Source organism: Terrabacter sp. NPDC080008 (genome assembly GCF_040702505.1).
Taxonomy (GTDB): Bacteria; Actinomycetota; Actinomycetes; order Actinomycetales; family Dermatophilaceae; genus Terrabacter.
Genome location: NZ_JBFBLC010000008.1, coordinates 32,973 through 45,693, shown reverse-complemented (window position 1 = coordinate 45,693; position 12,721 = coordinate 32,973). Strand labels below are relative to the sequence as shown.

At 71.1% G+C, this 12,721-nt stretch carries 14 protein-coding genes and 1 tRNA gene; 11 read left to right on the top strand and 4 right to left on the bottom strand.

What is annotated here, in order from left to right; genetic code table 11:
• Window positions 1–14: 14 nt before the first annotated feature.
• Both AB0316_RS19175 and AB0316_RS19170 read right to left on the bottom strand, forming a co-directional pair.
• Complete coding sequence (locus AB0316_RS19175) at window positions 15–263, bottom strand: hypothetical protein (RefSeq protein WP_366274729.1); 249 nt, start codon at window positions 261–263, stop codon at window positions 15–17.
• Between the two features lie 116 nt (window positions 264–379).
• A tRNA-Gly gene (locus AB0316_RS19170) sits at window positions 380–453 on the bottom strand.
• A 79-nt stretch (window positions 454–532) separates the two neighbouring features.
• Between AB0316_RS19170 and AB0316_RS19165 the strand changes: the two genes are divergently transcribed.
• The 9 genes from AB0316_RS19165 to rpmG all read left to right on the top strand — a co-directional run bounded on the left by AB0316_RS19165 (window position 533) and on the right by rpmG (window position 7,313).
• On the top strand, window positions 533–994 hold the full coding sequence (locus AB0316_RS19165; protein WP_366274728.1) for a hypothetical protein: 462 nt from the start codon (window positions 533–535) through the stop codon (window positions 992–994).
• Window positions 994–1,860 carry an SMP-30/gluconolactonase/LRE family protein gene (locus AB0316_RS19160; RefSeq protein ID WP_366274726.1) on the top strand — a complete coding sequence of 289 codons (867 nt, stop codon included), beginning with the start codon at window positions 994–996 and terminating at the stop codon, window positions 1,858–1,860. The genes AB0316_RS19165 and AB0316_RS19160 overlap by 1 nt, the downstream gene beginning before the upstream one ends.
• A gap of 67 nt (window positions 1,861–1,927) precedes the next feature.
• Window positions 1,928–2,506, top strand: coding sequence for a dCTP deaminase (gene dcd, locus AB0316_RS19155; protein ID WP_366274725.1), 579 nt, complete (start codon window positions 1,928–1,930; stop codon window positions 2,504–2,506).
• Complete coding sequence (locus AB0316_RS19150) at window positions 2,503–3,285, top strand: alpha/beta hydrolase (RefSeq protein WP_366274724.1); 783 nt, start codon at window positions 2,503–2,505, stop codon at window positions 3,283–3,285. The genes dcd and AB0316_RS19150 overlap by 4 nt, the downstream gene beginning before the upstream one ends.
• Before the next feature lie 72 nt (window positions 3,286–3,357).
• Window positions 3,358–4,497, top strand: coding sequence for an ABC transporter ATP-binding protein (locus tag AB0316_RS19145; RefSeq protein WP_366274723.1), 1,140 nt, complete (start codon window positions 3,358–3,360; stop codon window positions 4,495–4,497).
• Window positions 4,494–5,135 (top strand): ABC transporter permease, encoded by a 642-nt coding sequence (locus AB0316_RS19140; RefSeq protein ID WP_366274722.1) that lies wholly within the window; start codon window positions 4,494–4,496, stop codon window positions 5,133–5,135. The genes AB0316_RS19145 and AB0316_RS19140 overlap by 4 nt, the downstream gene beginning before the upstream one ends.
• Window positions 5,132–6,007, top strand: a complete 876-nt coding sequence (locus AB0316_RS19135; RefSeq protein ID WP_366274721.1) for an ABC transporter permease — start codon at window positions 5,132–5,134, stop codon at window positions 6,005–6,007. Before AB0316_RS19140 ends, AB0316_RS19135 begins: the two co-directional genes overlap by 4 nt.
• Entirely contained in the window at window positions 6,004–6,939 is a 936-nt protein-coding gene (locus AB0316_RS19130; RefSeq protein ID WP_366274720.1) for an ABC transporter substrate-binding protein, read from the top strand. Before AB0316_RS19135 ends, AB0316_RS19130 begins: the two co-directional genes overlap by 4 nt.
• Before the next feature lie 206 nt (window positions 6,940–7,145).
• Window positions 7,146–7,313, top strand: a complete 168-nt coding sequence (gene rpmG / locus AB0316_RS19125) for a 50S ribosomal protein L33 (RefSeq protein WP_366274719.1) — start codon at window positions 7,146–7,148, stop codon at window positions 7,311–7,313.
• Between the two features lie 86 nt (window positions 7,314–7,399).
• Here rpmG and AB0316_RS19120 read toward each other — a convergent pair whose 3' ends face one another.
• Together AB0316_RS19120 and AB0316_RS19115 are read right to left on the bottom strand one after the other, a co-directional pair.
• Window positions 7,400–8,125 carry a hypothetical protein gene (locus AB0316_RS19120; RefSeq protein ID WP_366274717.1) on the bottom strand — a complete coding sequence of 242 codons (726 nt, stop codon included), beginning with the start codon at window positions 8,123–8,125 and terminating at the stop codon, window positions 7,400–7,402.
• Between the two features lie 229 nt (window positions 8,126–8,354).
• Window positions 8,355–10,691: a heterodisulfide reductase-related iron-sulfur binding cluster gene (locus tag AB0316_RS19115; RefSeq protein ID WP_366274715.1), complete on the bottom strand. Its 2,337-nt coding sequence runs from the start codon at window positions 10,689–10,691 to the stop codon at window positions 8,355–8,357.
• A 303-nt stretch (window positions 10,692–10,994) separates the two neighbouring features.
• Between AB0316_RS19115 and cysK the strand changes: the two genes are divergently transcribed.
• Window positions 10,995–11,924 carry a cysteine synthase A gene (gene cysK, locus AB0316_RS19110; protein WP_366274713.1) on the top strand — a complete coding sequence of 310 codons (930 nt, stop codon included), beginning with the start codon at window positions 10,995–10,997 and terminating at the stop codon, window positions 11,922–11,924.
• Between the two features lie 124 nt (window positions 11,925–12,048).
• The gene (gene cysE / locus AB0316_RS19105) at window positions 12,049–12,642 is read left to right on the top strand and encodes a serine O-acetyltransferase (protein ID WP_366274842.1); all 594 of its coding nucleotides are present in this window, start codon (window positions 12,049–12,051) and stop codon (window positions 12,640–12,642) included.
• The last annotated feature ends 79 nt before the right edge of the window (window positions 12,643–12,721 follow it).

Here is a 12,721-nt window from a genome sequence, read left to right as displayed (position 1 = left end):
ACCGGACCCGCGGCCTACCTCGGCCAGCGCTTGGGTGGGGTGGTGTTCCGGCGGAGGCCCTGGATGTCGGCCTGCGCCCGGCGCTGCCGACCGCGTTCGCGCAGGTGCCCGACCGCCATCGTGATGCCGAGCACCACCAGGAAGATGGCGACGATGAGGAAGAAGCCCGCCTTCATGCCGATCGGGTGGTTCTGGGCCGGGGCCAAGGCCACTCGTGCGTCGAGGCCGAGCCGGGCGATGGCCACGCTCGTCTGATGGTTCACCTCTGCATCATGCCCCCGTGGCCTGCAGCCGGCGCAGCCGCCCTGCCCGTCGCCTCCGGAAAGGGGCGCGGACGACGAAGCCGCAGGCGCCTCGGAGGACGCCTGCGGCTTCGGTGTGGAGCGAGCGACGGGAATCGAACCCGCGTATCCAGCTTGGGAAGCTGGCGCTCTACCATTGAGCTACGCTCGCCGGGCCGCCGACCGAACCCCTGACGGGGGACGTGCAAGGCGGCACGCGGCGTCAGTGTAGCCGACGCCGTGTCCGTGCAATGACCGCGACCCCGGGGGCCCACACCGTCATGGATCTCGCCAAGCAGACCGCCCTGATCGACCACGTGCGCCGGCGCGGGGGAGCCAGCTCGCAGGTGGCCGTGACCCTCGAGCAGTTCTTCGACGGCAACGACTGCGAGTGGTGCATCGCGCCGAACCGACCGGAGGACATGCCGCTCGAGACGGTGCACCGGGTCCTCGCCGACCTGCGCGACCACCCCGAGGTCCACGACGTCCGCGTCGAGCTCGACGTGCTCGAGTTCGCCGAGTTCCCCGACGACGAGTGGCCTTTCGCCAGTGGGGCAGCCGTCATCACGACCCTGGCGCCCGCGGAGGTCGACGTGCTCACGGCAGCCGCCGACACGCAGCCGAGCGGCGGTCCGGCCGCGGGCGCCGAATGGCTCGTCGACGCCCCCGCCGTCCCGGACGGCCACCACTACGTCGGGGTCTGGTGGGACTGATGGGCGACACCTCCGCGGTCGTCGTCGGGGAGCTCGAGCAGCTCACCGACGCCATCTGCTACCACGGCGAGGGGCCCGTGTGGTCGCCGTCGTGGGGCGGCCTGCGCTGGGTCGACATGCTCGCCGGCGACGTCCTGTCGCTGCGGCCCGACGGCACGGTCGACCGGGTGCACGTCGGCAAGGTCGCCGCCTTCCTGCGCCCCCGAACCAACGGCGGGTGGGTGGTCGCCACCGAGCGGGGCCTGGCGCGCGCGGACGAGGCGGACGGCATACCCACGCCGTGGTTCGACCTGTGGGACGACCCGTCCATCCGCATGAACGAGGGTGGAGTCGACAGCGAGGGCCGCCTCTGGGCCGGGACCATGGGCTACGACAAGACCGCGGGCCGCGCCACGCTCTACCGCGTCGACGCAGCCGGTGACGTGACGGTCGTGCAGCCGGACGTCACCATCTCCAACGGCATCGACCTCTCGCCGGACCACCGCCACGCCTACTACGACGACACCCCGACCGGACGCACCGACGTCTTCGACGTGGTCGAGGGCGAGCTGGTCAACCGGCGTCCGTTCGTCGGTCACGCCACCGGCGGACCGGACGGCCTGACCGTCGACGCCGCCGGCAACGTGTGGGTCGCGCTCAACGGCGCGAGCCGGGTGCGCTGCTACTCGCCGCAGGGCGGCGTGCTCGCCGAGGTCGTGCTGCCCGTGCGGCTCGTCACCGCCTGCACCTTCGGCGGCGAGGACCTGCGCGACCTCTACGTCACGACCTCACGCGAGGACCTTGAGCAACCCGAGCCGCAGGCCGGCGCGCTCTTCCGCGTCCGGGTCTCGGTGCCGGGACAGCCGGTGCGCGCCTTCGCCGGCTGAGCGGGCACCCGCGCCGGCGGCCGAGCACGTATGCCGTCCCGCTGGGCTCGCGTTATAGCCTCGTCCCGTGCTGCTCTCCGACAAGGACATCCGGGCCGAGATTGCTGCCGAGCGCGTCGTCCTCGACCCGTGGGACCCGAAGATGGTCCAGCCCTCGAGCGTCGACGTCCGGCTCGACAAGTTCTTCCGGCTCTTCGACAACCACAAGTACCCCTACATCGACCCGGCGGCCGAGCAGCCCGACCTGACCCGACTCGTCGAGGTCGGCCCGGAGGAGGACAGCTTCGTGCTGCACCCGGGGGAGTTCGTCCTCGGCTCCACGCTCGAGACCGTCACCCTGCCCGACGACCTGGCGGCGCGCGTCGAGGGCAAGAGCTCGCTCGGTCGCCTCGGCCTGCTGACGCATGCCACCGCCGGCTTCGTCGACCCCGGCTTCTCCGGGCACGTGACGCTCGAGCTGTCCAACGTCGCGACCCTGCCGATCATGCTCTACCCCGGCATGAAGATCGGCCAGCTCTGCTTCTTCCGGCTCAGCTCACCGGCCGAGAACCCCTACGGCTCGGCGACCTATGGCTCGCACTACCAGGGCCAGCGCGGCCCGACCGCGAGCCGCTCGTTCGCGAACTTCCACCGCACCCAGGTGTGAGCGCAGAGCCCGCCCCCGGCGCCGAGCCGGGCCTGCCGCCCGACGCCGACCCGGTCGCTCCGACCGACCCGGCCGAGGCTTCCCTGCTGCCCGTCCTGTCCTGGGACGCGCGGCCGGACGGTGCGACCGTCGTGGCCCTCGTCATGCACGGCGGTGCGGTCGAGGGCCTCGAGGTGAACCGGCCGTGGTCGCACGCCGTGGCCCGCCTCGTCCCGTTCGCCCGTGCCCTCAAGCGGGTGCCCGGACCGATGGCGGTCGCCCGGCTGCGCTTCCGCGTCCGCGGCTGGAACGACGACGCGATGCCCGTCGAGGACGCGAGGTGGGCGCTCGAGCAGGTGCGGACGGCATACCCCGGTGTCCCGATCGCGCTCGTCGGCCACTCGATGGGCGGCAGGGTCGCGCTCTTCGTCGGCGACGACCCGGCGGTGCGGCTCGTCATCGGGCTGGCCCCGTGGGTCGAGCCCGGCGACCCCCACCCCGGGGCGGGCACCCGGACCGTCGCCATCCACGGCGACCGTGACGTCATCTGCTCGCTGGCGCGCACCCGAGAGGCCGTCGAGCACATGCAGGCCGAGGGCCTCGATGCCTCGCTGGTGCGCATCGCACGTGCCGACCATGCGATGCTCGTGCGGTCCCGGCTCTGGACCGCGCTCGTGACCGAGGTCGTGGCGGCCACCTTCGCCCGCGAGCTGGGCAGCACGGGGGAGCCCCGTTCGGGTCCGATCGGCGCCGTCGTGGCGCAGGTGGTGCACTCCGGGGGAGTCACGGTCGACATCTGACGCGGCGCAGGGGGCGCACGACGTTGGACGAGCACCGAGGGCGTATCGCCGCAGGCGGGTACCTTGAACCCCATGATCCGCTTCGAGCGCGTGACCAAGCGGTACGACAGTGCCCCGGGCTCCGAGGGAGACGAGGCGGCCGCGGCGGTCGACGACCTCACCCTCGAGGCGCCGACAGGCAAGATCACCGTCCTCGTCGGGCCCTCCGGCTGCGGCAAGACGACGACCCTGCGCATGGTCAACCGGATGATCACCCCGACGTCCGGCACCATCACCATCGACGGCCGTGACACCGCCTCGCTCGACGTCGCCGAGCTGCGCCGCGGCATCGGCTACGTCATCCAGGCGGCCGGCCTCTTTCCGCACCGCACCGTCCTCGACAACGTCACCACGGTGCCGCGCCTGCTCGGCACCGACAAGAAGGCGGCGCGCACCCGGGCCATGGAGCTCATCGAGCGCGTCGGGCTCGACCCGGCTCTCGCCGCCCGCTACCCGGCGCAGCTCTCCGGCGGCCAGCAGCAGCGCGTCGGCGTGGCCCGGGCGCTCGCGGCCGACCCGCCCGTGATGCTCATGGACGAGCCCTTCTCGGCCGTCGACCCCGTCGTGCGCGAGCAGCTGCAGAACGAGTTCCTGCGACTGCAGTCCGAGCTCGGCAAGACCATCCTCTTCGTCACCCACGACATCGACGAGGCGGTCAAGCTCGGCGACCAGGTGGCGGTCCTGCGCGTGGGCGGCATTCTCGCGCAACTCGATTCGCCGGCGAAGCTGCTCGCCGACCCGGTAGACGACTTCGTCGCCGGCTTCGTCGGGCGTGACCGTGGCTACCGTGCCCTCTCGTTCGCGGCCGCCCCCGAGCTGTCCCTCACCGAGGAGCCGACGGTGCGCCTCGGTGCGACCGCCGACGAGGTACGGGCAGTCGGTAGGCCGTGGGTGCTGTGCGTCGGCGACCACGGCGAGCCGGTCGGCTGGGTGCGTGCTGCGGCCGTCGAGTCCGAGGTGACGCGCACCCTGCTCCACCGCGGCGGCACCGTCGCCTCCACGTCGGGCTCGCTGCGCGCCCTCCTCGACGCGGCCCTGTCATCCCCCAGCGGGCGTGGCGTCGTCGCGGACGACGAGGGGCGGCTCGTCGGGACCATCCGGGCCTCCGAGGTGCTGCCGGCCATCGAGACGCGCCGTGACGCGGGCACGCCCGAGGGGGCGACCGCCCGGTGACCTGGGCCCTGGACCACCTCGACCAGATCCTGACGCGGGCCGTGCAGCACGCGTGGCTGGCCGGGCTCCCGCTCGTCATCGGCCTCGTCGTGGCGCTGCCGCTGGGCTGGTTCGCCGTGCGCCGGCCCCGGCTGCGGGCCGTCGTGCTGACCACGACCGGGCTGCTCTACACGATCCCGTCGCTGGCGCTGTTCATCCTGCTGCCGTCGATCCTGGGCACGAAGATCCTCGATCCCGTCAACGTCGTCGTCGCGATGTCGATCTACACCGTGGCCCTGCTGACGCGCACGGTCGCCGACGGCCTCTCGTCGATCGACCCCTTCACCCGTCAGGCGGCCGTCGCCATGGGCTACGGGTCCTTCGCCCGCTTCCGCGCCGTCGACCTGCCGCTCGCGGTCCCGGTCATCGCGGCGGGCCTGCGCGTCGCAGCGGTGAGCAACGTCAGTATCGTCAGCGTCGCCTCGCTCATCGGCATCTCGCAGCTCGGCTACTTCCTCACCGACGGCTACGCCCGGTCGTTCCCGACCGAGGTGTGGGTCGGCATCGTCGCCTGCCTGCTGCTCGCACTGGTCTTCGACGTCGTCATCCAGCTGGTCTCGCGCGTGCTGACCCCGTGGACGAGGGCGGTTCCGGCATGAACGCCAACGACGTCGTCGCCTGGTTCACCGACCCGGCCAACTGGCAGGGCACCGACGGAGTGCCCAACCGGGTGCTCGAGCACCTCGTCTACACCGCGATCACCCTGCTGCTCGCGCTCGTCATCGCCATCCCGCTCGGCGCCTTCGTCGGCCACACGGGCCGGATGCGCTGGCTCGTCACCGGGGCCAACGCCGCGCGTGCCGTGCCCAGCCTGGGCCTGCTCTTCGCGGTGTCGATGTTCGTCGGCCCGCTCATCCAGAGCGACCTCGCCTTCGTCATCCCGAGCATCGCCGTGCTGGTGCTGCTCGCCATCCCGCCCCTGCTCTCGGGCACGTATGCCGGCATCGACAGCGTCGAGCCCGCTGCCCGTGACGCCGCCCGGGGCATGGGCATGACCGGGTGGCAGGTGTTCGCCCGCGTGGAGGCGCCGTGCGCGCTTCCGCTCTTCCTCAGCGGGCTGCGCAGCGCGACCCTGCAGGTCATCGCCACCGCCACCATCGCGGCCTCGGTCAGCCTCGGCGGCCTGGGCCGCTACCTCATCGACGGGCTCGCCTCGCAGGACTACACGCAGATGGTCTGCGGGTCGATCCTCGTGGCCCTGCTGGCGCTCGCGGCCGACGGCGTCCTGGCGCTGGTCGAGAGGTATGCCGTCTCGCCGGGAATCTCGGGACGTGTCCCGCGTGTTGCCCGTTCACGCACCACCTCCGCCGATCCCGACCCCCATCCCGATTCCACCGACTCGACCGGCGCCACCGGCGCCAACCGTCCGGACCCCGACTCGCGGAACTCCGCGCTCTGGGCTTCGGGCAGCACCGGACCCGCGGAGGCGACCGCCGCCACGGGGACCCCATCCGAAAGGGACCGAACATGACACGCACGCGCTTCCTCGCCGCGGGCCTCCTGCTCGCCGCCGTCGTGCCGCTGGCCGCCTGCGGTGGCGGCGGCAACAACCCGCTCGACAACTCGTCGCAGCCGGCGGGCGGTTCCACCGGGGGCGGCACCGCCGCGGCCGGCTCCGTCAAGGTCGGCTCGGCCGACTTCCCCGAGGCCGCCCTGCTCGGCGAGATCTACGCCCAGGCGCTCGAGGCCAAGGGCATGAAGGTCGCCCGCCAGTTCAACATCGGCAGCCGTGAGACCTACCTCAAGGCCATCACCGGCGGCGAGGTCGACGTGCTGCCGGAGTACACCGGCTCGCTGCTCAACTTCTACGACAAGAGCGCGAGCGTCACCAAGCCGGACGAGGTCTACGCCGAGCTGCAGAAGAAGCTGCCGCAGGGCCTGACGGTCCTCGACAAGTCGGCCGCCGAGGACAAGAACTCCCTCGTCGTGACCAAGGACACCGCGAGCCAGTGGTCGCTCAAGGCGATCCCCGACCTCGCCGCCCACCAGGGCGACCTGACCATCGGGGCCCCGCCCGAGTTCAAGACCCGCCAGCAGGGACTCGTCGGCCTGAAGTCGGTCTACAACATCACCCCCAAGGAGTTCCGCCCGCTGCAGAGCCAGGCGACGGTCGAGGCACTGAAGAACGGCCAGGTCAAGGCCGCCAACATCTTCAGCACCGACCCGTCGATCGCCGCCAACGGCTTCGTCGTGCTCGAGGACCCGAAGAGCCTCTTCGGCTCCGACAACGTCGTGCCGCTCGTCCGCTCGGACAAGGCCGACAGCCTCAAGCCGGTCCTCAATGCGGTCTCGGCCAAGCTCGACACGAAGTCCCTCGCCGACATGGTCAAGCAGGTCGTCGTCGACAAGAAGGACGCCAGCGAGGTCGCCAAGACCTGGCTGGCGAGCGCCGGGCTCTCCTGAGCCGAGCCGTCCTCGTCACGTCCAGAGGCCCCCGCGTCGGATGCGGGGGCCTCTGTCGTGCGCCGACCGCGTCGTCGTGGGTCCCGCGTCCGTCGAGCGGAGGGCACCAGCCGGGCTGACTCGGCTATGGAGGGAATGTAACACTTCCGAGAATGGTTCTCATTGCAGTCGCGAGAAACGCGACCCAGAGACCCGGAGGAGCCCCCATGGCCAAGCACAACGAGCTGCGTCCTGTCGTCACCCTGCGCTCGACGGCGGGCACCGGCTACAGCTACGTGACGCGCAAGAACCGCCGCACCGACCCCGACCGTCTGGTGCTGCGCAAGTTCGACCCGATCGTCCGCGAGCACGTCGAGTTCCGCGAGACCCGCTGACGACCGAACCCGTCACGACAGCCGGTGGCCACGTCCCTTCCGGGACGTGGCCACCGGCATACCCGAGGGTGCGTATGCCGCCGGGCTCAGCCGGCGAGGCTGCGCGCCTTGCGCGTGGGCGTCGTCTCCCGGACCGCGGGGTCGCTCACCGGCCACGACACGACGACGGGGTCGGGCACCAGCGGCGAGAAGGCCGCCATGACGTCGATGCCGTCGCGGAGCAGCTTGACCAGGCGCTCCTCGGGGTCGTCGATGCAGGCGCGGGCGATGCCGTCGACGGCCAGCGCCGCGACCTTGGCGGCGTTCGAGGGCCGCACGGCCGCGGGGTTGAACCCCATACGGGCCAGGTGGATCCGTGCCCAGCGCTCGGCCGCAGGAGAGCTCGTGAGCGCGGCGCGGGACGCTGCAGACAGGTGACCGGCGGGCCGGCCGTCCTGCTCGGCGAGCACCCGCTCGGCGTTGAGGATGGCGAGCGCCATGAGGTTCTGCCGCTCCTGTGCGGCGACCGGCAGGGCAGCCCGGGCAGCCGTCAGCAGCAGCGCCGTGGTGGCGCGCGGGTCGTCGGGATTGAGACCGACCACCTCGGGGATCATCATCACGAGCCGCTGGCGGTGGGTGTCGTCGAGCATGTCGTTGACACACCGCGCCAGGGTCGCGAGCACCGGATGAGTGCAGGTGGGGTGGTCGCTCCACCGCTCGCCGGCCAGGAACGAGGCCATCTCCATGAAGCACGCTCCCTTGCGGGGGCTGCGGTGGCGGCCGCGTGACAGCACCGGCACGCCGTCGGGAACGAAGGGGGCTCGTCGTGACATCGTCGCTCCTCGGGCTTTTCCTGAAGGATCCTGCGGGCGGGTCTTTTCATGGTGCGCCTCGATCGGCGAGTTGACCACCCCTTTGACACACCTGCCAGCCGCATACCCGCCGGCTCGCCGCCCATTCAGGCCTCCCGCCCCATTCAGGCGTCCCGGCCCGGTGACGACGAAGCCCACGGCACACGCCGGGGGTCCGGGTGTGCCGTGGGCTCGGGTCGGGTGGCCGCGCTCAGGCGACGGGGGCTGGCTCCGGGTCGGGCTGCGGCTCCGGCTGCTCCGCCTCGGCGTCCCCGTTGCCGCCGTCGCCGCGGCGGACGGCCGCGAGCAGCATCTGGGCGACGTCGACGACCTCGACCTCGTCGGTGGCCTTGCCGTCCTGGATGGCGGCGTTGAGGCCGTCGGAGAGCATCACCTTGCAGAAGGGGCAGCCGATCGCGATCCGGTCGGCGCCGGTGGCCAGCGCCTCCTCGGTGCGGTTGGTGTTGATCCGCGTGCCGAGCTTCTCCTCCATCCACATGCGGGCGCCACCGGCGCCGCAGCAGAACGACTTCTCCTTCGACCGCTCCATCTCGGCGTACTCGACGCCGGGCAGGATCTGCAGCAGCTCGCGCGGCGGGGCGTACACCTGGTTGTGCCGGCCGAGGTAGCAGGGGTCGTGGTAGGTGACCTTTGCGCCGGTGGAGGCAGCGCCGGTCTGGGCGCTCTCGCCCGGGCGGGCGACCGGCGTGAGGCGCTTCTCGCGGACCAGTCGGTTGAGCAGCTGCGTGTGGTGCAGCACCTCGTACTGCCCGCCGAGCTGCGGGTACTCGTTCTTGATGGTGTTGAAGCAGTGCGCGCAGGTGACGACGATCTTCGTCGCCCCGACCTCGTTGAGGGTCTCGACGTTCTGCTGGGCGAGCATCTGGAAGAGGAACTCGTTGCCGGCGCGGCGGGCCGAGTCACCGGTGCAGGCCTCGCCGTCGCCGAGGACGGCGAAGGAGACGCCGGCCGTGTGCAGCAGCTCCGCGACCGCGCGCGTCGTCTTCTTGGCGCGGTCCTCGTAGGCGCCGGCGCAGCCGACCCAGAAGAGGTAGTCGACCTCGTCCAGGTCTTCGACGTCCTGGCCGACCTGCTTGACTTCGAAGGGCAGGTCCTTGGCCCAGTCCATCCGCAGCCGCGGGGCCAGACCCCACGGGTTGCTGTTCTTCTCGAGGTTCTTGAAGAGGCCGTTGAGCTCGGCGGGGAAGGCCGACTCGATGAGGTTCTTGTAGCGGCGCATGTCGACGATCGCGTCGACGTGCTCGATGTCGACGGGGCACTGCTCGACGCAGGCGCCGCACGTGGTGCAGGACCAGAGGACGTCCTCGTCGATGACGGCGTCGGGCCCGTGCGGGTTGTACGCGCCGAGCGGGTTGCGGATGTCGTAGCCGGTCTCGCCGACGAGCTGCTCGGTCGCGACCGCGGCCTTCGTCTCGTCGCTGAAGCCGTCGGCCGTCTCGATGCCGCCCGCGCGCACCTCCTCGGACGCGAGCAGCCACGGCGCCTTGGCGTGTGCGTGGTCGCGCAGCGTCATGACGAGCAGCTTGGGGGAGAGCGGCTTGTCGGTGTTCCAGGCCGGGCACTGGCTCTGGCAGCGACCGCACTCCGTGCAGGTCGTGAAGTCGAGCAGGCCCTTCCACGTGAAGTCCTCGACCTTGCCGACGCCGAGCGCCGCGTCCTCGTCGAGCTCGTCGACGTTCTCGAAGTCGAGCGGCTTGCCGTCGACCTTGATCGGCTGCAGCTCGGCGAGGCTCGTGCGCCCGTCGGCGTGGCGCTTGAAGAAGATGTTGAAGAAGGCGAGGAAGCGGTGCCACGCGACGCCCATCGTCGGCTGCAGCGCGATGGTGATCATCCACGCGAAGGAGATGAGGATCTTGATCGCGGCGATGACGACGATGAGGTTCTCGATCGTGCCGACGGACAGGCCGGTGAAGAAGTTGCCGATCCAGCCGGTGAGCGGGAAGTGCAGGGCGGTGTCGTAGCCGGTGCCGGTCTCGCGGGCCAGGGTCCACTCGAGCGCTCGGAGCAGGCCGATGCAGATGGTGACGCCGAGGATCGTCAGCTCGACGTAGTAGGCCTGCCAGAAGGTCGAGCCGAAGAACCGGCTGCGGCGGCCGTCCTCGCCGGGAGCCGAGCGCGGGTGCTGCCTCTGCCGGATGGCCATGAGCACGAGGATCGAGATGAAGCCGGCGAAGGCGAAGAAGTCGGTGATCCACTCGTAGAGGAAGAAGTGGCCGATCACCGGCAGCTCGAAGGACGGCTCGAAGAGCTGCCCGAAGGCGTTGACCAGCGTGAAGAAGAGGATGCCGAAGCTGATCATCGTGAACCAGTGCGCGGCCGCGACGACGGGCAGCCGCGACATGCGGGTGTGGCCGAGGAACTCGCGGAACAGCGTTCGGGTGCGCGCGCCCTTGTCGTCGCCGCGGAACTCCGGCTGCCCGAGCCGGAACGTCGCGAGGAAGCGGTTGATCGTCTTGGCGAACAGGGCGACCGCGACGGCGGTGACGCCGAGGCACACGACGACGGCGACGATCTGGAGGGCACTCATGCCGGCGAGTCTACTGACGGGTTAACCACGAGCTCGCGAATGTGACGGCCGTCGCGACGTGACGCTCGTCCCCCTTCGTCCCCTCCGTTCCGGCACGACCCGGCACGACCCGGCACGACCGGGGCGGGACGGCATACGCCCTCTGCCCTGGGTATGCGTGGAGTGCCCGAAGGCGACCGCATGGCGGTCGCCTGGTTGGCAGGGGATAACGTCCTGTTGGAATATGCATAAGCAGGGTCCGGTTGCCGTAGACGAACGAGTCATCGACGGTTCGCCGAACCCACAGTGAAAGGGCACCCGCACATGCCGATTTACGACGACGTGACCAAGCTGGTCGGCAACACGCCGCTCGTGCGCCTCAACAAGGTGACCGACGGCGCGCAGGCGACGGTGGCGGCCAAGCTCGAGTTCTACAACCCCGCCAACTCCGTCAAGGACCGCATCGGCGTCGCCATCGTCGACGCTGCGGAGGCCAGTGGCGAGCTGAAGCCGGGCGGCACCATCGTCGAGGCCACCTCCGGCAACACCGGTATCGCGCTGGCGATGGTCGGCGCCGCCCGCGGCTACGCCGTGGTGCTGACGATGCCCGAGTCGATGAGCAAGGAGCGCCGCGCGCTGCTGCGCGCGTTCGGCGCCGAGCTCGTCCTCACCGACCCCTCGACCGGCATGAAGGGCGCGGTCGCCAAGGCCGAGGAGATCGCCGCCGAGCGCGGCGGCGTGCTGGCCCGCCAGTTCGCCAACGCGGCCAACCCCGAGATCCACCGGAAGACGACCGCCGAGGAGATCTGGAAGGACACCGACGGCGAGGTCGACATCGTCGTCGCCGGCATCGGCACCGGTGGCACGATCACCGGTGTCGGCCAGGTGCTCAAGTCGCGCAAGCCCGACGTCAAGATCATCGCCGTCGAGCCCGCCGAGTCGCCGATCCTCAACGGCGGCCAGCCCGGTCCGCACAAGATCCAGGGCCTCGGCGCCAACTTCGTGCCCGACATCCTCGACACCGAGATCTACGACGAGGTCATCGACATCGACGCCGAGACCTCCGTGAAGTGGGCGCGCCGCGCGGCCACGGAGGAGGGCCTGCTCGTCGGCATCAGCTCCGGCGCCGCCATCGCGGCCGCGGTCCAGGTCGCGCAGCGTGAGGAGAACAAGGGCAAGACGATCGTCGTGATCATCCCCTCGTTCGGCGAGCGCTACCTGTCGACCATCCTCTTCGAGGGCCTCGTCGACTGACATGAGCTCTGCACCGAAGTGGGAGCGGGAGCGGCGGACGGCCGAGCAGCCGCTGACGCTGGTGCGTGGTGACGGCGGAGCCGGCGCCGCGCACGCCGCCGAGCGCAGCGAGAGCCCGGAGCACATGTATGCCGGCCCGCTGGGTCTCGTGCGCAAGCTGGCCGACCGTGCGCTCGAGGACGTCGACGGCGCGATCGCGCGGGACCCCGCTGCGACCTCACGGCTCGAGGTGGTGCTCACCTCTCCCGGGCTGCACGCCATCTGGGCGCACCGCGGCCTGCACGAGCTGTGGAAGCGTCCGGGCGGCCGGCTGCCGGCACGGGTCCTCGCCACGGTGGCGCGCTCGGTCACCGGGGTGGAGATCCACCCCGCGGCCCGCATCGGGCGGCGCTTCTTCATCGACCACGGCATGGGTGTCGTCATCGGCGAGACGGCCGAGGTCGGCGACGACGTCATGCTCTACCACGGCGTCACGCTGGGCGGCCGGTCGCTCCAGCACGTCAAGCGGCACCCCACCGTGGGCAACCGCGTGACGATCGGCGCCGGCGCCCGCGTGCTCGGCGCGATCCAGGTCGGCGACGACGTGCAGATCGGTGCGAACTCCGTTGTCGTCAAGGACGTCCCGTCCGGAGCGGTGGCGACCGGCATACCCGCGGTGGTGCGCTTCCCGAAGCGGGACGCGACCAACCAGTGGCTCGACCCCGCCATGTACATCTGAGCGCTCCCTCTCAGAGAGCAGGGCCCCGACCGCGATCCGGCCGGGGCCCTTCGCCGTGCCCCGGGCGGCCGTGAGTGCC